The sequence below is a fragment of the Ramlibacter humi genome, from assembly GCF_004681975.1.
In the GTDB taxonomy this organism is placed as follows: Bacteria; Pseudomonadota; Gammaproteobacteria; order Burkholderiales; family Burkholderiaceae_C; genus Ramlibacter; species Ramlibacter humi.
Genome location: NZ_SMLK01000002.1, coordinates 550,086 through 571,619, shown reverse-complemented (window position 1 = coordinate 571,619; position 21,534 = coordinate 550,086). Strand labels below are relative to the sequence as shown.

Annotated in this window: 18 protein-coding genes; 9 read left to right on the top strand and 9 right to left on the bottom strand. The window is 70.2% G+C overall.

Annotated features, from left to right (window positions below):
* Nucleotides 1-102 precede the first annotated feature (102 nt).
* The 5 genes from EZ216_RS10115 to EZ216_RS10095 all read left to right on the top strand — a co-directional run bounded on the left by EZ216_RS10115 (nt 103) and on the right by EZ216_RS10095 (nt 4,795).
* The gene (locus tag EZ216_RS10115; RefSeq protein ID WP_135249611.1) at nt 103-876 is read left to right on the top strand and encodes an ABC transporter ATP-binding protein; all 774 of its coding nucleotides are present in this window, start codon (nt 103-105) and stop codon (nt 874-876) included.
* Nucleotide 877: 1 nt separating this feature from the next.
* Entirely contained in the window at nt 878-1,585 is a 708-nt protein-coding gene (locus tag EZ216_RS10110) for an ABC transporter ATP-binding protein (RefSeq protein WP_135249610.1), read from the top strand.
* 36 nt (nt 1,586-1,621) lie between these two features.
* The gene (locus EZ216_RS10105) at nt 1,622-2,824 is read left to right on the top strand and encodes an ABC transporter substrate-binding protein (RefSeq protein WP_135249609.1); all 1,203 of its coding nucleotides are present in this window, start codon (nt 1,622-1,624) and stop codon (nt 2,822-2,824) included.
* Between the two features lie 71 nt (nt 2,825-2,895).
* Nucleotides 2,896-3,780 carry a branched-chain amino acid ABC transporter permease gene (locus tag EZ216_RS10100; protein WP_135249608.1) on the top strand — a complete coding sequence of 295 codons (885 nt, stop codon included), beginning with the start codon at nt 2,896-2,898 and terminating at the stop codon, nt 3,778-3,780.
* Nucleotide 3,781: 1 nt separating this feature from the next.
* Nucleotides 3,782-4,795, top strand: coding sequence for a branched-chain amino acid ABC transporter permease (locus EZ216_RS10095; RefSeq protein WP_135249607.1), 1,014 nt, complete (start codon nt 3,782-3,784; stop codon nt 4,793-4,795).
* Nucleotides 4,796-4,810: 15 nt separating this feature from the next.
* Here the strand turns inward: EZ216_RS10095 and EZ216_RS10090 are convergent, their stop codons facing one another.
* Together EZ216_RS10090 and EZ216_RS10085 are read right to left on the bottom strand one after the other, a co-directional pair.
* Nucleotides 4,811-5,452, bottom strand: coding sequence for a Smr/MutS family protein (locus EZ216_RS10090; protein WP_135249606.1), 642 nt, complete (start codon nt 5,450-5,452; stop codon nt 4,811-4,813).
* Nucleotides 5,449-5,850 carry a group II truncated hemoglobin gene (locus EZ216_RS10085; protein WP_135249605.1) on the bottom strand — a complete coding sequence of 134 codons (402 nt, stop codon included), beginning with the start codon at nt 5,848-5,850 and terminating at the stop codon, nt 5,449-5,451. Before EZ216_RS10085 ends, EZ216_RS10090 begins: the two co-directional genes overlap by 4 nt.
* Before the next feature lie 62 nt (nt 5,851-5,912).
* Here EZ216_RS10085 and EZ216_RS10080 point away from each other — a divergent pair, with 62 nt between their 5' ends.
* On the top strand, nt 5,913-6,218 hold the full coding sequence (locus EZ216_RS10080; RefSeq protein WP_135249604.1) for a hypothetical protein: 306 nt from the start codon (nt 5,913-5,915) through the stop codon (nt 6,216-6,218).
* A gap of 123 nt (nt 6,219-6,341) precedes the next feature.
* The gene (locus tag EZ216_RS10075) at nt 6,342-6,932 is read left to right on the top strand and encodes an outer membrane beta-barrel protein (RefSeq protein ID WP_135249603.1); all 591 of its coding nucleotides are present in this window, start codon (nt 6,342-6,344) and stop codon (nt 6,930-6,932) included.
* A 4-nt stretch (nt 6,933-6,936) separates the two neighbouring features.
* Here EZ216_RS10075 and EZ216_RS10070 read toward each other — a convergent pair whose 3' ends face one another.
* Genes EZ216_RS10070 through EZ216_RS10060 form a run of 3 tightly spaced genes read right to left on the bottom strand, consistent with a single transcriptional unit; the run spans nt 6,937 to nt 9,271 of the window.
* Complete coding sequence (locus EZ216_RS10070; protein ID WP_135249602.1) at nt 6,937-7,878, bottom strand: threonine/serine dehydratase; 942 nt, start codon at nt 7,876-7,878, stop codon at nt 6,937-6,939.
* A complete protein-coding gene (gene ispH / locus EZ216_RS10065; RefSeq protein ID WP_135249601.1) occupies nt 7,875-8,807 on the bottom strand; it encodes a 4-hydroxy-3-methylbut-2-enyl diphosphate reductase in 933 nt (310 codons plus the stop codon). The genes EZ216_RS10070 and ispH overlap by 4 nt, the downstream gene beginning before the upstream one ends.
* A complete protein-coding gene (locus EZ216_RS10060; RefSeq protein WP_135249600.1) occupies nt 8,804-9,271 on the bottom strand; it encodes an FKBP-type peptidyl-prolyl cis-trans isomerase in 468 nt (155 codons plus the stop codon). Before EZ216_RS10060 ends, ispH begins: the two co-directional genes overlap by 4 nt.
* Nucleotides 9,272-9,349: 78 nt before the next feature.
* On the opposite strand from EZ216_RS10060, the gene radC reads away from it, so the two are divergent.
* Nucleotides 9,350-10,027: a RadC family protein gene (radC, locus tag EZ216_RS10055; RefSeq protein WP_135249599.1), complete on the top strand. Its 678-nt coding sequence runs from the start codon at nt 9,350-9,352 to the stop codon at nt 10,025-10,027.
* Here the strand turns inward: radC and EZ216_RS10050 are convergent.
* Nucleotides 10,024-11,049, bottom strand: a complete 1,026-nt coding sequence (locus EZ216_RS10050; RefSeq protein WP_135249598.1) for an AraC family transcriptional regulator — start codon at nt 11,047-11,049, stop codon at nt 10,024-10,026. The two genes, radC and EZ216_RS10050, sit on opposite strands and share 4 nt — an antisense overlap.
* A 138-nt stretch (nt 11,050-11,187) precedes the next feature.
* On the opposite strand from EZ216_RS10050, the gene EZ216_RS10045 reads away from it, so the two are divergent.
* Nucleotides 11,188-12,036 carry a class I SAM-dependent methyltransferase gene (locus EZ216_RS10045; protein WP_135249597.1) on the top strand — a complete coding sequence of 283 codons (849 nt, stop codon included), beginning with the start codon at nt 11,188-11,190 and terminating at the stop codon, nt 12,034-12,036.
* Here the strand turns inward: EZ216_RS10045 and EZ216_RS10040 are convergent.
* The 3 genes from EZ216_RS10040 to EZ216_RS10030 are packed head-to-tail and all read right to left on the bottom strand — an operon-like array spanning nt 12,026 to nt 21,521.
* Entirely contained in the window at nt 12,026-12,658 is a 633-nt protein-coding gene (locus tag EZ216_RS10040) for an HAD family hydrolase (protein ID WP_135249596.1), read from the bottom strand. The two genes, EZ216_RS10045 and EZ216_RS10040, sit on opposite strands and share 11 nt — an antisense overlap.
* Nucleotides 12,655-15,174, bottom strand: a complete 2,520-nt coding sequence (locus tag EZ216_RS10035) for an ABC transporter permease (protein ID WP_135249595.1) — start codon at nt 15,172-15,174, stop codon at nt 12,655-12,657. Before EZ216_RS10035 ends, EZ216_RS10040 begins: the two co-directional genes overlap by 4 nt.
* Before the next feature lie 47 nt (nt 15,175-15,221).
* Nucleotides 15,222-21,521 (bottom strand): type I polyketide synthase, encoded by a 6,300-nt coding sequence (locus EZ216_RS10030; RefSeq protein ID WP_135249594.1) that lies wholly within the window; start codon nt 21,519-21,521, stop codon nt 15,222-15,224.
* Between the last annotated feature and the right edge of the window lie 13 nt (nt 21,522-21,534).

Here is a 21,534-nt window from a genome sequence, read left to right as displayed (position 1 = left end):
AACTACTTAAGGTTTTCCCCGCTATCGCAGTGCAACACGGCTGCCTAGCATTCGCCTCTTGTCGCGTCCGGGACGTCCCGTCCGCGAGAGGAGGAACGTGCATTGGCCGGTGAGATCATTCTCGAGACGAAGGGGCTGACGAAGGAGTTCAAGGGCTTCGTCGCGGTCAACAACGTCGACCTTCAGGTCCGCCGCGGCGACATCCATGCCCTCATCGGGCCGAACGGCGCGGGCAAGACCACCTTCTTCAACCTGCTGACCAAGTTCCTGCCGCCCACGCGCGGCACGATCACTTACGCTGGCCAGGACATCACCCACGAGAAGCCCGCGCAGACCGCGCGCCGCGGCATCGTGCGCTCGTTCCAGATCTCCGCCGTGTTCCCGCACATGACCGTGCTGGAGAACGTGCGCGCCGCGCTGCAGCGCAACCTGGGCACCTCGTTCCACTTCTGGAAGCCGGAGAAGTCGCTCTACCACCTGCACGAGCGGGCGCGCGAACTGCTGGCGCAGGTCGACCTGCAGGACTTCGCCGAAGAGCTCACCGTCAACCTGCCCTACGGCCGCAAGCGCGCGCTGGAACTGGCCACCACCATGGCGCTGGAACCCGACCTGATGCTGCTGGACGAGCCCACGCAGGGCATGGGCCACGAAGACGTCAGCCGCGTCACGCAGCTCATCAAGAAGGTGTCGGCCGGCCGCACCATCCTGATGGTCGAGCACAACATGAACGTCGTGTCCTCCATCGCCGACCGCATCACGGTGCTGCAGCGCGGCGCCGTCATCGCCGACGGCCCCTATTCGGAAGTGTCGAAGAACCCTCAGGTGATCGAGGCCTACATGGGCAGCGCCGACAACGAACTGCAAGGGGCGCACTGACATGCCGGCCAACGAGTTCCTGCGCATCGAGAACCTCAACGCCTGGTACGGCGAGTCGCACGTGCTGCACGGCGTCAACCTCACCGTCAACGAAGGCGAAGTGGTCTCGCTGCTCGGCCGCAACGGCGCCGGCCGCACCACCACGATGCGTGCCATCGTCGGCCTCACCGGCCGCCGCACCGGCTCCATCCGCATCCGCGGCACCGAAGCCATCAAGCTGCCGCCGCACAAGGTGGCGCGCCTCGGCGTGGGCTACTGCCCAGAAGAGCGCGGCATCTTCGCCAGCCTCTCGGCCGAAGAGAACCTGATGCTGCCGCCCACGGTGGGCCCCGGCGGCATGGGCATCGCCGAGATCTACGACATGTTCCCGAACCTGAAGGAACGCGCATCCAGCCCCGGCACGCGCCTTTCGGGCGGCGAGCAACAGATGCTGGCGGTCGCGCGCATCCTGCGCACCGGCGCGCGCCTGCTGCTGCTGGACGAAATCTCCGAAGGCCTGGCGCCCGTCATCGTGCAGAAGCTGGCGGACATGATCCGCGCGCTCAAGGCCAAGGGCTACACCATCGTGCTGGTGGAACAGAACTTCCGCTTCGCCGCGCCGCTGGCCGACCGCTTCTACGTGATGGAGCACGGCAAGATCGTGCGCGAGTTCGAGCAATCCCAGTTGCAGGACAACATGTCCATGCTGCAGGAGTACCTGGGGGTCTGACCCCGGCTTTCCCTTTTTGACCCAAGGAGACATTCCATGAAGATCAAGACCCTCGTGGCCGCCCTGGCCGTCGGCCTCGGCAGTTTCGGCGCGCTCGCACAGTCCCAGTCCGGCCCCGTGCGCATCGGCATGATCACCGACATGGCCAGCCTGTACGCCGACATCGACGGCCCGGCCGGCGTGGAAATGGTGAAGTGGGCGGTGGAAGACTTCGGCGGCAAGGTGCTCAACCGCCCGATCGAGGTGCTGTCCGCGGACCACCAGAACAAGGCCGACGTCGCCGCTTCCAAGGCGCGCGAGTGGATCGACAGCCAGAACCTGGCCATGCTGGTCGGCGGCACCAGCTCGGGCACCAACCTGGCGATGGCCGGCGTGACCAAGGAAAAGAAGCGCCCCTTCATTTCCATCGGCGCCGGCTCGGCCCGCCTGACGAACGAGGACTGCTCGCCCTACACGGTGCACTACGCCTATGACACGGTGGCCCTGGCCAAGGTGGCCGGCAGCGCGCTGATCAAGGCCGGCGCCAAGAAGTGGTTCTTCCTCACCGCGGACTACGCGTTCGGCCAGTCGCTGGAAGCCGACGCCACCAAGGTGATCAAGGAAAACGGCGGCACGGTGGTCGGCTCGGTCAAGCACCCGCTGAACGCCTCGGACTTCTCGTCCTTCCTGCTGCAGGCCCAGGGCTCCAAGGCCGACATCCTGGCCATGGCCAACGCCGGCGGCGACTTCGTCAACGCGATGAAGGCGGCCAAGGAATTCGGCATCACCAAGCAGATGAAGGTGGCCGGCCTGCTGGTGTTCATCAACGACGTGCACTCGATCGGCCTGAACAGCACCGAAGGCCTGCAGCTGGCCGACAGCTGGTACTGGAACCAGGACGACGAGTCGCGCAAGTTCGCCAAGCGCTTCTTCGACAAGTTCAAGCGCATGCCTTCCAGCCTGCAGGCCGCCGACTACTCGGCGACCATGAACTACCTGAAGGCGGTGCAGAAGGTCGGCACGACCGACGCCGACAAGGTGATGGCCGAGCTGAAGTCGATGAAGTACAACGACTTCTACCAGAAGAACGGCAGCGTCCGCGCCGACGGCCGCATGATGCACGACATGTACCTGTTCCAGGTCAAGAGCCCGAAGGAGTCCACCACGCCGTGGGACTACTACAAGCTCATGGCCAAAGTGCCCGCCGACCAGGCGTTCACCACGGTCGCCGAGTCCAAGTGCTCGCTGCTGAAGAAGTAAGCAGGGCCTGACCCGAAAGCCAAGGGGCAGGCCGCGCGCCTGCCCCTTGCCACAACAAGTCCTCACGCCTCATGGAAATCTTCGGCATACCCCACCAGGCCTTCCTCGGCCAGCTGATGCTGGGCCTGGTCAACGGCGCCTTCTACGCGATGCTCAGCCTCGGCCTGGCCGTCATCTTCGGCCTGCTGGACATCGTCAATTTCGCGCACGGGGCGCTGTACATGGTCGGCGCCTTCGCGGCCTGGATCATGCTGGACAAGTGGGGCGTGAACTACTGGTGGGCGCTGGTCCTCGCGCCCCTCGCGGTGGGCGTGCTGGGCGCGCTCATCGAACGGTTGTTCCTCAAGCGGCTGTACGGGCTGGACCCGCTGTACGGCCTGCTCCTGACATTCGGCCTGTCCCTCATCCTCGAAGGCGTGTTCCGCACGGAATACGGCGTCTCGGGCCAGGCCTACAGCGTTCCCGAACAGCTCGCGGGCGCCACCAACCTGGGCTTCATGATCCTGCCCAACTATCGCGCCTGGGTGGTGGTGGCCTCCATCACCGTGTGCTTGCTGACGTGGTTCGTGATCGAGCGCACGCGGCTGGGCGCCTACCTGCGCGCCGGCACCGAGAACGCGAAGCTCGTGCAAGCCTTCGGTGTCAACGTTCCCGTGATGGTCACGCTCACCTACGGCGCCGGCGCCGCGCTCGCGGGCCTGGCCGGCGTGCTGGCCGCGCCGGTGATCCAGGTCACGCCGCTGATGGGCTCCAACCTGATCATCGTGGTGTTCGCGGTCGTGGTGATCGGCGGCATGGGCTCCATCCTGGGCTCCGTCATCACCGGCCTGCTGCTCGGCGTGATCGAAGGGTTCACGCGCGTGTTCTACCCCGAGGCATCCGCGATCGTCGTTTTCGTGATCATGGCCATCGTCCTCGTGCTGCGGCCCGCCGGCCTGTTCGGCAAGGAAGCCTGAGATGACCACGCAGTCCCCCACCCTCGCCGCCGACGTGCCCGCATCGCCATCCGCCCAGCCTGCCCAAGGCATCGGCAAGACCGCCCGCTACACGTACCTGGCCCTGCTGGCCGTGGCCCTGGCCGCGCCGGCCATCGGGCTGTACCCGGTCTTCATGATGAAGCTGCTGTGCTTCGCCCTCTTCGCCTGCGCGTTCAACCTGCTGCTGGGCTTCACAGGCCTGCTGTCGTTCGGCCACGCGGCCTTCTTCGGCTTTTCGGCCTACGTCACCGGCTGGGTGATCAAGGCACAGGGCTGGACGCCCGAACTCGGCCTCGCCGCCGGCATCGTCACGTCCGCGCTGCTCGGCCTGGTGTTCGGCCTGGTCGCCATCCGCCGCCAGGGCATCTACTTCGCGATGATCACGCTCGCGCTGTCGCAGATGGTGTTCTTCGTCTGCCTGCAGGCGAAGTTCACCGGCGGCGAAGACGGCCTCCAGGGCGTACCGCGCGGCGCGCTGTTCCGGCTGCTGCCGCTGGAAGACGACCGTGTCATGTACTACGTGGTGCTGGCCATCTTCCTGGCCTGCTTCCTGGGCATCCTGCGCATCGTCACCTCGCCGTTCGGCCAGGTGCTGAAGATGATCCGCGAGAACGAGCCGCGCGCCATCTCGCTGGGCTACCAGGTCGACCGCTACAAGCTGCTGGCGTTCGTGCTGTCCGCCTCGCTGGCCGGCCTGGCCGGTTCGCTGAAAACGCTGGTGATGAAGTTCGCCACCCTGTCCGACGTGCATTGGTCCATGTCGGGCGAGGTCATCCTGATGTCGCTGCTGGGCGGCGTGGGCACCTTCTTCGGCCCGGTGCTCGGCGCCGGCGTGGTGATCTCGCTGCAGGACATCCTGGCCGACAAGGTCGGCGAGTGGGTCACCGTCATCATCGGCGCCATCTTCGTGGTGTGCGTCCTCGCGTTCCGCAAGGGCATCGTGGGCGAGCTGCTCGCCCTCCTGGAACGCCGCCGCGCCCGCAAGGGCGCGTGATCCGCGACCGATCCCCTAGCCGCCCAGCGGCTTGAGCAGCACGACGAGGGCGCCCGCGCCGCCCTCGTCGCCGCGGGCCTGCACGAAGGCCAGCACTTCCTTCTTCTGCACCAGCCAGCCCTGCACCTTGCCCTTGAGCACGGGCGTCTTGCCGGGCGACCCCAGGCCCTTGCCGTGCACCACGCGCACGCAGCGGATGCCCTGGCGGTGCGTCTCGCGGATGAATTCGGCCAGCGCCTCGCGCGCGTCCTCGCGCCGCAGCCCATGCAGGTCCAGCTCGCGCTGGATGCTCCAGTGCCCCTTGCGCAGCTTGCGCGTGACGTCCAGTCCCACGCCGGGCCGGCGGAAGCTCATCGCGTCGTCCACGTCCAGCAGCGTGGTGGCGTCGAAATCGTCGCTGATGGATTCGAGCAGCACGCGCTGCTCGTCCAGCTGGTGCTGCACGGGAATGGGCGGCGGCGGATCGCCCGCCAGCCGGACGCGCACCGGATGCCGCAGCGGCGCCACGGGACCCGCCGCGCGCTTGAACAGGTCGCGCTCGGCGGCGGCCTTCTTCTCGGCCGCCTGGCGCGCCGCGGCTTCGGCGGCGGCGCGCTCGCGGTCGTGGGCGAGCTTGGCCTTCAGCTGCTGCAGGTCCTGCAGCGACTTGCCTTTCATGGCGTGTTGCGCATCCAGTCCGCGGTCTGGAAGAACGACTGCTTCAGGCGCGCACGCAGCTTCCCGTCGACGCCCGTCTCGCCTATCGCCTGGTCCATGCACGCCAGCCACTGGTCGCGCTCCTGGATGCCGATGGCGAAAGGCAGGTGCCGCGCGCGCAGCATCGGGTGGCCGAAGCGGTCGGTGTAGTAGGACGGGCCGCCCAGCCAGCCGCACAGGAACCAGAACAGCCGCTCGCGCGCGTTGTCCAGCGTGCTGCCGTGCGTGGCGCGCAGCTGCGCGTAGCCGGGCTCCAGGTCCATCAGGTCATAGAAACGGTCCACCAGGGCGCGGACCTTCTGCTCTCCCCCGATCCATTCGAACGGCGTGTCGTACGGGGGCTTTTCCTGGATTTGCATCCATGCCATTGTCGCAGCGGCCCGCTTCTTGCATCCCCGTGGGGAGACCCCAGCTGTGGTGCATGACCACCCCGTTGACCACCCATCGCAACCTGGTCACGCTGGCGCAGGTGCTCCGCCGCCTGGAAAAGAGCCGCGTGCCCGTGGACCCGGAGCAGTACCGCACCCTGGTCGCCCAGATCACGGCCGAGCTGGCGCAGCACCCGCGCGACGCCTCGCTGGAGATGCTGCTGGCCGCCGTGCCCGAGCTGGCCGAACTCTACGAGAACCTCAACTACGAAGCGGCCGGGCTGTGCCGCTCGCCGCTGGAGGCCTCCGTGCAGGCCGAAAAGGCGGCGCGCGCGGCCATCGAAGCGGCCCGGCGCTGACCCTGGCGCGGGGAGGGGCGCCCCGTAACGTCCTACCACAGCTGTGCGATTTCGCTTACACCGGCTGAGCTACATCCGGCTTAGATTGTTCCAAAAGCGAACACGCCCTCGAAGGAGCGACCCATGGCCCAGACCCGCTTCCTGCGTTCCGCCGCCACCGGCGCGGCACTGACCCTGGCGCTCGCGGGCATGGCCCACGCGCAGCTGGTGAACCGCACGGACCCGTGGGCCAAGGCCCCCACGTCCGCCCCGGGTCTGGCCCCCGCGAAAGCGCAAGTGAACATCGGCTGCGGCGCCTCGCTGCTGCCCTGCGCGGACGAGTCCGCCACCCTGGCCGCGCGCCAGAACCCTTCCAGTTTGCGCTGGAGCGTGGAGGTGGCGCAACCCACCTTCGGTCCCGCCAGCCGAATTTCAGCCGGCCCCAACCGGCAAGGGCTGAGCCTCAGCCTGCTGGGCCAGCGCCCCGTCGGCGCCGGCTTCTCGGTGTACGGCAAGCTGGGGACCACCTACACGACGGCGGATCTCTCGACGGGCCCGGTGCTGGCTGGCGGCATGGACAGCGGCGCCGGCATGTCGTTCGGCGCCGGCGTCAGCTGGGACTTCTCTCCGCGCCTGTCGGCCACCTTCGGCTGGGACAGCTACGACCTGCGCGGCGGCGCCAGCGGACGCGAGTCGCTGCGCGCCACCAGCCTGGGGCTGCAGTACCGCTACTGACGCTTCAGGCCAGGCTGGCCGGATCGAGGTTGGCGCCGCAGATCACCAGCGCCACCCGCTCATCCGCGGCCGGCTTGTAGAGGCCCGCGCGCAGGGCCGCCAGCGGCAGCGCGGCCGCCGGTTCCACCGCCAGCTTCATCTCGCGCCACAGCCACAGCTGGGTTTCGCGGATGGCTTCCTCGGGCAGCAACAGGGCTTCGCGCACCCACTTCCCCGTAAGGTCCCAGGCCAACGCGCCGATGCGGCGGGCGCCCAGCGAATCGGCCGCGATGCCGCTCACCTGCACGTCCACCGGCTCGCCCGCGGCACGCGCGCGATACAGCGTCGGCGCGAGTTCGGGTTCGAGCGCGATCACGCGGCTGCGGTCCTCGAACCACGCGGCCACGCCGGCGATGAGGCCGCCGCCGCCGACGCTGACCAGCACCGAATCGGGCACGCCGCCGCCCTGCTCCTCGATCTCCAGCGCCAGCGTGCCGGCGCCCGTGACCACTTCCGGCTGGTCGTAGGCGTGCGTGAGCAGCGCGCCCGTTTCGCGCTGGCGTGCCAGGCAGGCTTCCAGCGCTTCGGCGTACACCGCGCCGGTGACCACCACCTGCGCGCCCAGTTCGCGCAGCTTCGCCTGCTTGGCGGGGCTGCTGACGGTGGGCACGAACACTTCGCAGCGCACGCCCAGCTGGCGCGCGGCCGCGGCGGTGGCGATGCCGGCGTTGCCGCCGGAGGCGACGATGACGCCCGTTTCCGGGATGGTGTTGGACAGCAGCCGGTTGAGCATGCCGCGCGCCTTGAAGCTGCCGCCCACCTGCAGGTGCTCCAGCTTCAGCCACACCTGCGCCGCCTGCACACCCAGCATGGCGCCGGGCACCTTCCACAGCGGCGTGCGGCGGATGAACGAAGCGTGCTCTTCGCGAAAGCGCCGCGCCGCGGTTTCGACGGCGGCGCGGTTCAAAGCTTCAGCCCCTTGGGCAGCGGGAACTTCATGGTTTCCTCCACGCCGTCCATGCGCTGCACGGCCACGGCGCCCAGTTCACGGATGCGGTCGATCACCTCGGTGACCAGCACCTCGGGCGCCGACGCGCCCGCGGTCAGGCCCACGCGCAGCTTGTGGTCAAGCCATTCCGGCTTCAGGTCCAAAGCGGTGTCCACCATGTACGCGGGCACGCCCAGCTTGCGCGCCAGTTCCGCCAGGCGGTTGCTGTTGCTGCTGGTGGGGCTGCCCACCACGATGACCACGTCGACCTGACGCGACATGACCTTGATGGCATCTTGCCGGTTCTGCGTGGCGTAGCAGATGTCCTGCTGCTTGGGTTCGCGCACGTTGGGGAAGCGCCAGCGCACCGCGGCCGCGATGTCGGCCGCGTCGTCCACCGACAGCGTGGTCTGCGTCACCACGGCCAGCTTCTCGGTCTGCGAAGGGTGCACGTTCTGCACGTCGTCGATGTCCTCGACGAGGTGGATGCCGGACGTCAGCTGGCCCATCGTGCCTTCCACCTCGGGGTGACCCTTGTGGCCGATCATGATGAACTCGTAGCCTTCCTTGGCCAGCTTGGCCACCTCCACGTGCACCTTGGTCACCAGCGGGCAGGTGGCGTCGAACACCTGGAAGCCGCGCTGCGCGGCTTCTTCCTGCACCGCCTTGCTCACGCCGTGGGCGCTGAACACCAGCGTGGCGCCGGGCGGCACCTCGGCCAGGTCTTCGATGAAGATGGCGCCCTTGGACTTCAGGTCGTTCACCACGTAGGTGTTGTGCACGATCTCGTGGCGCACGTAGATGGGCGCGCCGAACTTGGTCAGCGCGCGCTCCACGATCTCGATGGCGCGGTCCACGCCCGCGCAGAAGCCGCGCGGTTCGGCCAGCAGCACTTGCTTGGCGGTCATAGCACCCCGATCAGGTGGACTTCGAAAGTCACCGGCTGGCCGGCCAGCGGATGGTTGAAGTCGAACAGCACGGCGTCCTCGCCACCCCCTTCGCGCCCCACCTGCTGCACGGCGCCGGCGTAGCTGCCCAGCCCGTCGGGCGTGGGGAACTGCACCACATCGCCGACGTGGTACTGCTCGTGCGGGTCGCCCAGCTCGCGCAGCAGCTTGCGCGCCACCCACTGCAGCATGTCCGGGTTGCGCTCGCCGAAAGCTTCGCCGGCCGGGATCTGGAACGTGGCGCGCGCGCCCTCCTCCAGCCCGAGGAGGCGCTGCTCCACCGCCGGCGAGAGCTCGCCCGTTCCCAGTGTCAGAGTGGCGGGCTTGTCGCGGAAGGTGTTGATGATGTCGCCGCCGGGCCCGGCCAGGCGGTAGTGCAGCGTCAGGAATGAGCCCGGCTGCACGCGGGGCGAGGAGGAAACCATGGTTTGCGGAGAGATCAGCCGTGATTTTAGGTGGGCCGTGCCCGGCCCGCGGCTGGGCTGGGGATGGCCTTGCGCGGCGTGACGTTGCTCGCGCTGCCGCTGGACGCGCGTCCGCGTGAAAAGCTGCTCACCCGCGGCCCCGGCGCGCTGTCCGACACGGAACTGCTGGCCCTGCTGCTGCGCACCGGCATGCCGGGCAAGGACGTGTACGCACTGGCGCAGGAACTGTTCACCCGCTTCGGCGGCCTGGCCGGCCTGCTGCTGGCGGCGCCGGACGAACTGGCCCGCGTGAAGGGGCTCGGCGGGCCGGCCAAGCGGGCCGAGCTGCTGGCCGTGCTGGAACTGGCGCGCCGCGCCATGGGCCAGCAGCTTCGCACGCGGCAGGGCTTCGACTCACCCGGCACCGTGAAGCACTTCCTGCAGCTGCACCTGGCGCGCCAGCCGCACGAAGTGTTCGCCGTCATGTTCCTGGACGCGCAGAACCGCCTCATCGAACTGGAGACGCTGTTCCGTGGCACCTTGACGCAGACGTCGGTGTACCCGCGCGAAGTGGTCGTCCGCGCGCTGCACCACGAGGCCGCTTCCGTCGTGCTCGCGCACAACCACCCCAGCGGCACGGTGCAGCCTTCGCGCGCCGACGAAGCGCTGACGCGCACGCTGCAGTCCGCCCTCGCGCTGGTGGACATCCGCGTGCTCGATCACGTCATCGTGGCGCCGGGCGATTCGCTGTCGATGGCGGAGCGGGGCTTGCTTTAGGCCTGGTGCACCGCCGGCTGCGGTTGCATCTGCGCCCGCCGCCAGGCCGCCGGCGGCATGCCCGTCGCGCGCTTGAACGCGCGCGAAAACGCCGCCTCCGAGTCGTAGCCCACCTCCAGCGCCACCGAAGCGACGCTGGCGCGCCCCTCGCGCAGCAGCCGCGCGCCGCACTGCATGCGCCAGTTGGCCAGGTACTGCATGGGCGCCAGGCCGGTCATCGCGACGAAACGGTCGTGCAGCGCCGACCGCGACAGGCCGATGCGGTGGCCCAGGTCCTCCAGCGTCCACGGCGAGCCCGGCTTCTCGTGCATCAGCGAGATCGCGCGGCCCACCTGGCGGTCACGCAGCGCGCCCAGCCAGCCTCGCGTTTCCGCAGGCAGCGAATCCAGGTAACGGCGCGCGCCGTCGACGAACACCATCTCGCTCACGCGCTGCAGCAGGGCTTCGGCGCCCGCGCGCTGCCCGCTGGATTCCGCGGCCGCGTGCACCAGCATGGGCGCCACCCACGCGCCTACGCCTTCGGCCGGCAGGTGCAGCATGCGCGGCAGCGCGGCGATCAGCGGGTTGAAGGGATTCAGGTCGCAGGCGATGAAGCCGCAGACCAGCTCGGTGCTGGCGTCGCCGTCGGGCAGCAGGCCCTGCTCGAACATGCCGCCCCGGTAGGTCACGGGGATGGGCTTGGGATCGTTGCGCACCTTGAACAGCCACTCGGGATCGTCGCTCGGCGCGGGCGGCACGCCGGGCGCGCTGGACACCACGTGCGCGTCGCCGTGCGCCAGCATCACGATGTCGCCGGCGCGCACCTTCAGCGGCGCCTCGCCTTCGACGGCCACCCAGCCTTCGCCCTTGACGAACAGGTGGTACTCGATGACGTGCTCGGCGCCCGGCATTACCGCGGGCGCCAGGTCCTTCGCGGCCGGCGCGTAGGCGGCCCACTGGTCGCGGCAGTTGACGTGGAAGAACACCGAGCCGCGCAGCCGCACGCTGCGCAGCACGTCGGACAGGGGGTCGAGCTGGCTCATGCGTGCGCCCGCGCGGCGGCGGACTTTCGGGCAAGAACGCCAGACGCAAGGTGAAGCGGCCGCATGCGCCGCCGCCGACCATTCAGCGCCCGCCATCCAGCGTGCGGATCCACAACGAGCTTCCGAAAGGAATCCATCATGAGCTCCTCGATCGCCATCGAACCGCCGGCCGCGCAAGCAGCCACCACGCCCGACTACACGGCCATCAAGCAGCGCCAGCAGGCCACCTGGGCCAGCGGCGACTTCGCCGTCATCGGCACGACGCTGCAGATTGTCGGTGAAATGCTGGCCGAAGCCGCCGACATCCGCGCCGGCGAAAACGTGCTCGACGTTGCCGCGGGCAACGGCAACGCGACGCTGGCCGCGGCGCGCCGCTTCGCCCGCGTGACGTCCACCGACTACGTGCCCGCCCTGCTGGAGAAAGGCCGCCGCCGCGCCGAAGCCGAGGGCCTGGAGGTGCGGTTCGAAGTGGCCGACGCCGAAGCGCTGCCCTTCCCCGCCGCCAGCTTCGACGCGGTACTGTCGACCTACGGCGTGATGTTCGCGCCCGACCAGGCCACGGCCGCGCGCGAGATGCTGCGCGTGGTGCGCCCGGGCGGCCGCATCGGCCTGGCCAACTGGACGCCCGAAGGCTTCATCGGCCGGCTGTTCAAGGTCATCGGTGCGCACGTGCCGCCGCCCGCCGGCATCCGCTCGCCCGCGCTGTGGGGCAGCGAGCCGCACCTGGTGGCGCTGTTCGGCCCGCAGGCGCGCGACATCCACGTCGAGCGCAGGAACTTCATGTTCCGCTACCTCTCGGCTGCGCACTTCGTGCAAGTGTTCCGCGACCTGTACGGCCCCACGCACAAGGCCTTCGCCGCGCTGCCGCCCGAAGGCCAGGCCGCGCTGGACCGTGACATCACCGCGCTGCTGAACGAGCTGGACATCGGCGGCGGCCGCGGCCTGGTGGTGCCCGCGGAATACGCCGAGGTGGTGATCAGCGTCTGAGCAACCGGGCAGGGCCCAGGCCGAAGTCTTCCTGCAACCGCCGGACAAGGCCTTGGATGTCATTCACTGCGTCGTCGAAGTGGACCGCGTGGATGCCCAGCCCCGCCGCCGTGTCGACATTCCCGCGGTCGTTGTCGATGAAGACGGTTTCGTGCGCGGCCGCAGCCGCCAGCCTCAGCGCATGTTCGAAGAACCCTGGCGATGACTTCGACATGCCGGCCTCCGCGGACACCACGATGGGATCGAACGTCCGGTCGAGGCCCTGCGTGGCCCGCAAGCGCCGCATCCGGTCCGCCTTGTTGTCGGTGAGGATGCCGACCCGGCATTGCAGTGCACGGGCCAGCTCGAACATCGCGCCGTTCGCAGGCGTGCTGTCGAACGCTTCCTCGAGCGTGCCGATGGGAATGGCGCGCCCCAGGGCCGCGCAGATGTCCGGCCAGACCTGATCGTGCGTGATGTGGCCGAGGGTCAGCGCTTCGTTGTGGACAGCGAAAGCCGCGCGCACCCGATCCAGCGGAATGCCCGCGGCGCGGCTGAGGTACCGGCACGTCGTAAGGGAGCCCGTGCGGTCCGTCGTCAGGACTCCGTCGTAGTCGAAGAAGACGCAGGCGATGGCGCTCATTCCGCCGCGCGCCGCAGCGTCTCCACCACCGGCCGCTGCAGCACCTCGCGCAGGCCCCACCACCCCGCGGCCAGCGCGAGTGCCGCGCCGGCCAGCGCGCCGGCGATGGGCACGCCGGGCGACGCCGTCCACTGGAACTCGAACACGAATCGGGCGAGTCCCCAGCCGACGATGGCCGCGACTGCTCCGGCAAGAAAGCCCGCGAGCAAACCCACGCCCGCCAGTTCCGCCCGCTGCACCTGCCGCAGCAGCGAAGCACGCGCGCCCACGGCCCGCATGATCGCGAACTCCCTCGCGCGCTCTTCACGCGTCGCGGTCACCGCGGCGAACAGCACGACCACGCCCGCAGCCAGCGTGAAGCCGAACAGGAACTCCACCGCGCGCACCACCTTGTCCAGCACGGCCTGCACCTGGTTCAGCGTCGTCGTCATGTCGACGTTGGTGACGTTGGGAAACTGGCGCACCAGCGCGCTGTCGAAGCCGCGCCTGTCGGGTGCGCGGAAGGCGCTCATGTAGGTGGCCGGCACGTCGGGCATGCGGCTGACCGGGTACATGACGAAGAAGTTGGCCCGCATCGAGCCCCAGTCCACCTTGCGCAGCGAGGTGATGCGCGCCTCGTTCTCGATGCCGCCGATGTCGAAGCGCAGCGTGTCGCCCAGCTTCAGCCCCAGCGTCTTGGCGATGCCCTCCTCCACACTCACGGCGCCCTTCTCTTCCGGCGTCCAGCGGCCTGCAACCACCTCGTTGTGCGCGGGCGCCTGCGCAGCGTGCGAGAGGTTGAACTCGCGGTCCACCAGGCGCTTGGCGCGGTCTTCGGTGTAGTCGTCGGGCCCGACCGCGCGGCCGTTCACCGCCACCAGCCGGCCGCGGATCATGGGGAACCAGTCGTAGCGCTGCACGCCCGCGTCGCGCAGCGCCTTCTGGAAGGCGTCGCCCTGCTCGGGCATGACGTTGATGACGAAGCGATTGGGCGCGTCGGGCGGCGTCGCCTGACGCCAGCTGGCGACGAGATCCGTGCGCAGCAGCACCAGCAGCACCAGCGCGAGCAGGCCCACGGCGAGCGAGCTCACCTGCACCACCGCATACACGGGCCGCGCCGAAAACTGCCGCGTGGCCAGCACCAGCCAGCGCGGCGCGGTCGCTTCGTTGACCGATGCGCGCAACAGCCGCAGCGCGGCCCAGCTGAGCACCGCGAACACCAGCACCGCGCCGGCGAAACCACCGACGGCAATCGCGCCAAGCAGCAGGTCGCTGCTGGCCGCCAGCAGCAACGCGGCGAAGCCCACGATGCCCACGCCCAGCACCAGCAGCGACGCCGGCTTCAGGTTGCCCACGTCGCGGCGGATCACGCGCAGCGGCGGCACCTGCGCCAGCTGCAGCACCGGCGGCAGGCCGAAGGCGAACAGCAGCGTCAGGCCCATGCCCATGCCGAAAGCCACCGGCCACAAGCTGGGCGCGGGCAGCGACGCTTCCACCAGCCCCGACAGCAGCACCACGAAGATGAAGTGCACCGCGTAGCCCAGCAGCACGCCCAGCGCGCTGGCCGCCAGGCCCACCAGGCCGAATTCCACCGTGTAGCCCAGCGCGATGGATTTCTGCGACCGCCCCAGCACGCGCAGCATCGCGCAGTCGTCCAGGTGCGACGACGCGAAGCCGCGGGCCGCCAAGGCAACAGCGACGGCGCTGAGCAGCGCGGACAGCAACGCGACCAGGTTGAGGAATTTCTCGGCACGGTCCAGCGTCTGCCGCATCTCGGGCCGGCCGCTTTCCAGCGATTCGACGCGCACGCCGCGCACCTGCGGATCCTTGGCCTGCGCCTGCGCGAACGCCGTGAAGTCTTTCACCGCGCGGTCGTTCCCCGCGACCGCGAAGCGGTACGTCAGGCGGCTGGCCGGCTGCACCAGGTGCGTGGCGGGCAGGTCGGCCGCGGGGATCATCACGCGCGGCGCGAAGGCGGAGAAGCCCGTGCCGCGGTCCGGTTCCAGCACCAGCACGCGCGCGATGCGGAAACTGGCATCGCCCAGCAGCAGCGAGTCGCCCGGCGCGAGGGCCAGTGCCTCCAGCAGCGAGCGATCCACCCACGCTTCGCCACGCCGCGGCACGTCGCGCGTGGGGGCACCCTCGCCTTCCGCCGTGCCGGCGGTCGTCAGGCCGCCGCGCAGCGGGTAGCCAGGCTCCACCGATTTCAGCGCGACGAGCCTGGCCGCGCCGCCCTTGTCGTCGGGCGCGCGCGCCATGGTGGGAAAGAGGATGGTCGTGACCGACTGCAGCCCCAGCGCCTTCGCGCGATCGGTGAAGGCCGGCAGCGTCGGGTTGTCGCTGGCCACCACCGCGTCGCCGCCCAGCAGTTGCCGCGCGTCGCGCGCGAGGCCGCCTTTCAGGCGATCGGCGAAGAAGCCCACGGCCGTCAGCGCGGCGACGGCCAGCGTCACCGCGACCAGCAGCAGGCGCAGTTCGCCGGCGCGCAGGTCGCGCCAGAGGGTACGCCAGCCGTGGCGCCAGGCGGAGGTTTGCATCCGCCGGACGTTAGCAGGAACCGCTTAGGCCGGAACGGACGAGGCCTTCAGGCGACGGGGCTGAGCCCGCGCACGCCGCGCAGCCCGGCGCCGTCGGCAGGGGATTTCCCCGCTTCGGGCTCTTCGCCATCCAGCCGCGCCAGCTCCTTGCGGAACGCCTCGATCACCTCGCTGACGCCCGGCTCGGCCATCATGCTGAAGTGCGAGCCGCCGATCTCGGTCACGCGGATCGGCCCGCTCACCACTTCGTTCCAACCCAGCGTTTCGCCGGCGTACAGGTACAGCGTCTCGGCCAGCGCGGCCTTGAACAGCACCACTTCGCCGTCGTAGGGCTCCGGCTTGTACTGCGTCTGCGCGTCGGTGAAGTTGCGGAACAGGTGGAAGTCCACCAGCTCGGGCGGCAGCGGCTCGCCGCGCGCCAGCTTCTCCAGCGCCAGCTGGTAGCTGTGCTGCATGTCGCGCGACCGCTTGCGGCGCGTGGGCCAGTCCAGCGCGAAGTCCAGCGTCCAGTGGCGCTTGAGCCAGATCTTCTGCAGCAGCGGGATCTTGCGCATCGCCGCGGCGGGCGCCAGCGTGTCGATCATCAGGATCGTTTCGACCTGCGCGCCGGCGCGGCGCAGCTGCTGCGCGATCTCGTACGCGATGACGCCGCCGCCGGAGTAGCCGGCCAGGCGGTACGGCCCGTCGGCATCGACGCCGCGGATGGCCTCGACGTATTGCGCGGCCATCGCGTCGATGCTGGTCAGCGGCGGCAGGCGGCCGTCCACGCCTTGCGCCTGCAGGCCGTAGAACGGCTGCTGCGGCCCCAGGCGGTCGGAGATCACCTTGAAGTTCAGCACGTTGCCGCCCGCGCCGTGCACGCAGAACACCGGGCGCTTGCCCGCCGCGCCGCGGCAGATCTGCACCAGCGGCGACCAGGCGCGCGGCAGCTGGATCACGTTGGAAGGCGGCGTGGCAGCGGGCGCCGGCGCACCGGGCATGGTGGTGTCCAGGTGGCCCGCTTCGGCCACCAGCGCGGACAGCCCGGCGAGCGTGGAGCCCTGGAACAGCGTCGCCAGCGGCAGGTCCACGTGCCACTGCTTGCGGATGCGCGCGAACAGCCGCACCGCTGCCAGCGAGTGGCCACCCAGCGCGAAGAAGTCGTCGTCGCGGCCGACCTCGTCCACGCCCAGCAGCTCGCGCCAGATGTCGGCGATGACCGATTCGACCGGGTTCAGCTGCACAGCCGAGGCGGCTGGCGCGCGCGATGCCGCCGACGGCGTGCGCGGCTTCGGCGCGGCATCGTTCATCGCGCGCTTGATCGCCGACAGCGGGATCGACGACACCATCACGTCGCGCGCGACGCCGGAGAGCACGCGCTCGAACAGCTGCGGCGCTTCCTCGGTGCGCAGGCCGCAGGCCAGCATGGCTTCGGCCAGGCTGGGCTCGCGGCGCGCATGCGTGGCGGCATGGCGCGACATGGCTTGCGGGTCCACGCCGCGCAGGCTGAAGCCTTCGAAGGTGGCGATGGGTGCGCCTTCCGGCGTATGCAGGGCGATGTCGAAGGCGGCGAAGCGCTCCTTCGCCGGGCCCTTCAGTTCCACGCGGCTGAAGCTGCGCAGCGGCAGCGGCGCCACGATGCGGATACGGTCCACGGACAGCGGCACGAAGAGCGAGCCTTGGCGCTGCGATCCGTCCAGCAGCTGCAGGCCGAACGTCGCGGCGATGTCGGTCACCGCGGGATGCAGCGCGTACGGCTGCAGATCGGCGGCATAGCGCTCGGGCAGCGCCATCTCGGCGATGCCGTGCCGGCCTTCCAGCCGCATGCGCGTGATGTTGTGCCAGCGCGGGCCGAAAGCCACGCCGCCCTGTGGCAGCGCGCCTTCGCGCCACTCGCCCGTGGGACGCTGCGCATTGGGCGCCAGCGTGCCCTTGAAGCGGCCGACCTTGGCGCGCGCGTGCTCCAGCCAGGGCTCGCGCGAATCGGCGCGGCTGCGCACCAGGAACTCGTAGCTGTCGCCGCCGCCGTGCAGTTCGATGCGCACGTCGCGCTTGCCGTGCTCGTCGAAGACCATGGCCTCCTCGAACGACAGCGAACGGATCTCCACGCCGGCGCCGGGATGCAGCTGCGCCATCGCCGCGCGCGCGATCTCGATGTACGCAGTGCCCGGCAACACGGGACGACCGGCGACCGCGTGCTCGCGCAGCACCCACAGGTCATTCGCCGAATAGCGCGCCTCGAAAGCCGGGCCGTCGTCGCCGTCAGCGCGCACGCCCAGCAACGGGTGCGCGTCCTGCGGCGCGGGCGCGGCGGTCGCGCCGCCATAGGCGCGCGCGGCCATGCCGCGGTCGCCCCAGATGCCCCAGTGGATGGCCAGGCCGTCCGGCCGCGCGGCCGCGATGGCGTCGAGGAAGGCGTTGGCCGCCACGTAGTCCACCTGCCCGGGCGGGCCCAGGTAGACGCTGGTGGAAGAGAACACCGCGAAGACGTCCAGCTGTCCGGGCGGCAGCAGCCCGTGCAGCACCTGCGCGCCGGCCACCTTGGGCGACAGCACTCGTTCGATGGCCTGCGCGTTCTTGGCGGCGATGGGCGCGTCCTGCAGCGAACCCGCGGCGTGGAACACGCCATGGATCGCGCCGAAGCGCTCGCGCACCGCTTGCACCACGGAGGCCATCGCCGCGGCATCCGCGACGTCGGCGCTGAAGGTGGCGACCTGGCCGCCCGTGGCTTCGATCTCCACCAAGCGGCGCAACAGGCGCGCGGTTTCGTCCTTGCCCGCGGCCAGCGCGGCCCACTGTTCACGCGGGGGCATCGCACGGCGGCCGACCAGCGCCAGCCTGGCGTGGTAGCGGCTGGCAAGGAACGAGGCGAGTTCGAGCGCGATGTCGCCCAGCCCGCCGCTGATGAGATACACGCCGCCTTCGCGCGCCAGCGGCTTCGGGGCGGCCGGCGCGGAAGGCTTGACCAGCTGCGCGACCCAGCGCGAGCCGTTGCGCCACGCCACCAGGTCGGCGCCGGCGGGTGCCAGCGCTTCGCTCACGACCGCGCGGCACGCCACCGTCGAAGCGGCATCGGCCGGATCCAGGTCGACCAGCACCGTCGCCACGTTCGGCACCTCGCGCGGGATCACGCGCACCGGTCCCAGCGCCAGGCTACGCAGCGGATGCGGCACGCCGCTGCCATCCACCGCCTGGCTGCCCGCGGTCGCCACCGTCAGCTTCACCGGCTGGCTGACGTCGGCGGTCTGCAGCACTTTGGCGATGTTGACCAGGCTGTCGAACACCAGCCCCTGCGCCTGCATCGCGCCGTCACCGGCCGCATCGGCCGGCGAGGACAGGCCCCACAGGTGCACGATCTGCGCCGGCAAACGGTTGGCTTGTTCCAGCGCGTCGAACAGCTGGCCGAACTGCGCTTCGTCGCGCGGGTCCAGCGTGAAGCTGCCGTCGCCGTGGGCGGCGAAAGCCTGCCCGGGCCGCGCCAGCGTCGCGCGCCCGCCTTCCTCGGCGATGCGCCGCATCACGCCGGTGGTGCCGGCGCCCAGGTCGCCGAACACCAGCCACTGCGTGCCGGCTGCCGGCGCGGGCGCATGCGGCAGCGGCGCGGGGCTCCACTGCGGCACGCCGAACCAGTCGTCCACCTGCGGCAGGCGGCGCACGCCGGGCACGGGCAGCGCGTCCTGCGCGGCCGACGCCGAATGGGTGACCTGGCCGGGCTCGATCCAGTGACGCTGGTGGTCAAAGGCGTAGGTCGGCAGCGAGATGCGGCGCGGCGAGCCGCCGCCGCGCACCTCGTTCCAGCCGGGCGTGATGCCGCGGGCCCACAGCGCGCCCAGCGACGTCAGCATCAGCGGCAGGTCGGCGTTCGGCTCCGACGCCTTGCCGGTGGACGGCAGCACCGTGCGCTGTTCGCCACGCAGGTTCTGCCGCGCCAGCGCGCACATGCCCTGGCCCGGGCCCACTTCCAGCAGCACCGCGTCGCCCATCGCCAGCACCTTGGCCAGGCCGTCGGCGTAGCGCACCGGGTTGCGCAGGTGGCGCACCCAGTATTCGGGATCGGACAGCAGCGCGTCGTCGGCCCAGTCGCCGCTCAGGTTGGAGATGAAAGGCACCGACGGCGCCGACAGGTGGATGCGCGACACGCCCTGGCGGAAGCGGTCGAGGATGCCATCCAGCAGCCGCGAGTGCGCGGCCACGCTGATGTGCAACCGGCGGCCTTCGCGGCCTTGTGCGGCCAGGCGCGATTGCAGCTCGTCGATGGCGGCGGCGGGGCCGGAAGCGATGCACAGGTCGGGCGCGTTGATCACCGCCACGTCGAGCTGAAGGTCCTGCATCAGCTCGCGCAGTTCTTCTTCCGTCGCGTCCACCGACAGCATCGCGCCCGCGGGCACCTGTTCGAACAGCTGGCCGCGCAGCACGACGACGTTCAGCGCATCGGCCAGCGGCATCACGCCCGCGATCACCGCGGCGGCATACTCGCCCGCGCTGTGGCCGATGACGGCGGCGGGCTGCACGCCCCAGCTCTGCCACAGCTTCGCGACGGCGTACTCGATGACGAACAGCGCCGGGATGTTGTAGCGCGGCCGCTCCAGCGTCTTCGCGGCCAGCGCATCGCCGGGCTCGCGCTCGAACATCAGCGCGCGCAGGTCGGCCGGCGCATCGGCCGGCATGCGGCGGAAGCACTCGTCCACGGCTTCGCGGAAAGCGGGTTGCGACAGCAGCTCGCGGCCCGCGCCGGGATAGCTGGCGCCGCCGCCGGGGAACATCATCACGACGCCCGGCGCGCTGTTGCCGGCCTTGCCGCCGGCCACGCGCGGATGCTGGCGCGTTTCCAGCGCGGCGGCGAGGCCTTCCACATCCTTCGCCACGACGGCGCAGCGGTGCTGGAAGCCGCGGCGGCCTTCCTGCGTGGTGAACGCGGCGTCGAACAGGCTGAAGTCCGCCGGCCGCTGCGCGAGGAAATCGCTCCACTTGGCTTTCAGCCGCTCCAGCGAAGCGGGCGTGCGCGCCGACAGCGTGAGCACCTGCCACGGCTGGCCGGCCGGCGCCTGCGACACCAGGCGCGGCGCCTCTTCCACGATGACGTGCGCGTTGGTGCCGCCCACGCCCAGCGAATTGACGGCGGCGCGGCGCGGCTGCGAAGCGCGCGGCCAGGGCCTGGCCTGGCTGACGACGCGGAACGGCGTCTTGTCCAGGTCGAAGCGGCTGTTCGCGCGCGTGAAGTTCAGCGTCGGCGGGATGAGCTCGTTCCTCATCGCCAGCGACACCTTCATCAGCGAGGCCACGCCCGCCGCGGTGTCCAGGTGGCCGATGTTGGTCTTCACCGAACCGATGCCGCAGAAGCCCTTGCCGCCTTCGCCGTAGGCCTGCGTCAGCGCGGCGATCTCGATCGGGTCGCCCACCGGCGTGCCGGTGCCGTGCGCCTCGATGTACTGCACGGTGCCCGGATCGACGTTGGCGATGCCCAGCGCTTCCACCGCCGCGCGCGCCTGGCCGTCCACGCTGGGCGCCAGGTAGCCGGCCTTCTGCGAGCCGTCGTTGTTCACCGCCGAGCCGCGGATGATGGCGTAGATGTTGTCGCGGTCGCGCACCGCGTCTTCCAGGCGGCGCAGCACGACCACGCCCGCGCCGCTGCCGAACAGCGTGCCGCTGGCGTTCTCGTCGAACGCGCGGCAGTGGCCGTCGGGGGACAGGATCTCGCCTTCGGCGAAGCGGTAGCCGTGGCGGTGCGGCAACTCGATGCTCGAAGCGCCGGCCAGCGCCATGTCGCACTCGCCCGCCAGCAGGCTTTGCGCGGCGACGTGCACCGCCACCAGCGAAGTGGAGCAGGCGGTCTGGATGCCCAGGCTGGGGCCCTTCAGGTCCAGCAGGTACGACACGCGCGTGGACAGGAAGTCCTTGTCGTTGCCCGTGTGCCGCAGCAGGAACAGTCCGACCGACTTCTTCAGCTCGGGATTGGTGAGCAGGTTGTAGGGCAGGTAGGCCTGCATGCCGCAGCCGGCGAACACGCCGATGGCGCCTTCGAACTTTTCCGGCGGATGGCCCGCGTCTTCCAGCGCCTCCCAGGCGCTTTCGATGAAGTGGCGGTGCTGCGGGTCCAGGATGGCGGCGTCGCGGCGCGAGAAGCCGAAGAACTCGGCGTCGAACATCTCCATGTCGGGCAGCACCAGGCTGGCCTTCACGTAGTTCGGGTCCTGCAGTTCCTCTTCGCCCACGCCGGCGGCGCGCAGCTCCTCGTCGGTCAGCCACTGGGTCGCCTCGCGGCCCGCCGCCAGCAGCTTCCACAACTCGGCCGGGGTGCGCGCGGCCGGGAAGCGCCCTGCCATGCCGACGATGGCGATGCACCCGGGCTCGATGTTCATGTCGCTCATGGGCTGTTCTTGT

Bases quoted from the DNA above. Each gene is read 5' to 3' on its own strand.
- EZ216_RS10095 (WP_135249607.1), top strand. From the start codon at position 3,782: ATGACCACGCAGTCCCCCACCCTCGCCGCCGACGTGCCCGCATCGCCA.
- EZ216_RS10100 (WP_135249608.1), top strand. From the start codon at position 2,896: ATGGAAATCTTCGGCATACCCCACCAGGCCTTCCTCGGCCAGCTGATG.
- EZ216_RS10090 (WP_135249606.1), bottom strand. From the start codon at position 5,452: ATGAAAGGCAAGTCGCTGCAGGACCTGCAGCAGCTGAAGGCCAAGCTC.
- EZ216_RS10035 (WP_135249595.1), bottom strand. From the start codon at position 15,174: ATGCAAACCTCCGCCTGGCGCCACGGCTGGCGTACCCTCTGGCGCGAC.
- EZ216_RS10110 (WP_135249610.1), top strand. From the start codon at position 878: ATGCCGGCCAACGAGTTCCTGCGCATCGAGAACCTCAACGCCTGGTAC.
- ispH (WP_135249601.1), bottom strand. From the start codon at position 8,807: ATGACCGCCAAGCAAGTGCTGCTGGCCGAACCGCGCGGCTTCTGCGCG.
- EZ216_RS10060 (WP_135249600.1), bottom strand. From the start codon at position 9,271: ATGGTTTCCTCCTCGCCCCGCGTGCAGCCGGGCTCATTCCTGACGCTG.
- EZ216_RS10085 (WP_135249605.1), bottom strand. From the start codon at position 5,850: ATGCAAATCCAGGAAAAGCCCCCGTACGACACGCCGTTCGAATGGATC.
- EZ216_RS10050 (WP_135249598.1), bottom strand. From the start codon at position 11,049: ATGAGCCAGCTCGACCCCCTGTCCGACGTGCTGCGCAGCGTGCGGCTG.
- EZ216_RS10040 (WP_135249596.1), bottom strand. From the start codon at position 12,658: ATGAGCGCCATCGCCTGCGTCTTCTTCGACTACGACGGAGTCCTGACG.
- EZ216_RS10080 (WP_135249604.1), top strand. From the start codon at position 5,913: ATGACCACCCCGTTGACCACCCATCGCAACCTGGTCACGCTGGCGCAG.
- EZ216_RS10105 (WP_135249609.1), top strand. From the start codon at position 1,622: ATGAAGATCAAGACCCTCGTGGCCGCCCTGGCCGTCGGCCTCGGCAGT.
- EZ216_RS10030 (WP_135249594.1), bottom strand. From the start codon at position 21,521: ATGAGCGACATGAACATCGAGCCCGGGTGCATCGCCATCGTCGGCATG.
- EZ216_RS10075 (WP_135249603.1), top strand. From the start codon at position 6,342: ATGGCCCAGACCCGCTTCCTGCGTTCCGCCGCCACCGGCGCGGCACTG.
- EZ216_RS10045 (WP_135249597.1), top strand. From the start codon at position 11,188: ATGAGCTCCTCGATCGCCATCGAACCGCCGGCCGCGCAAGCAGCCACC.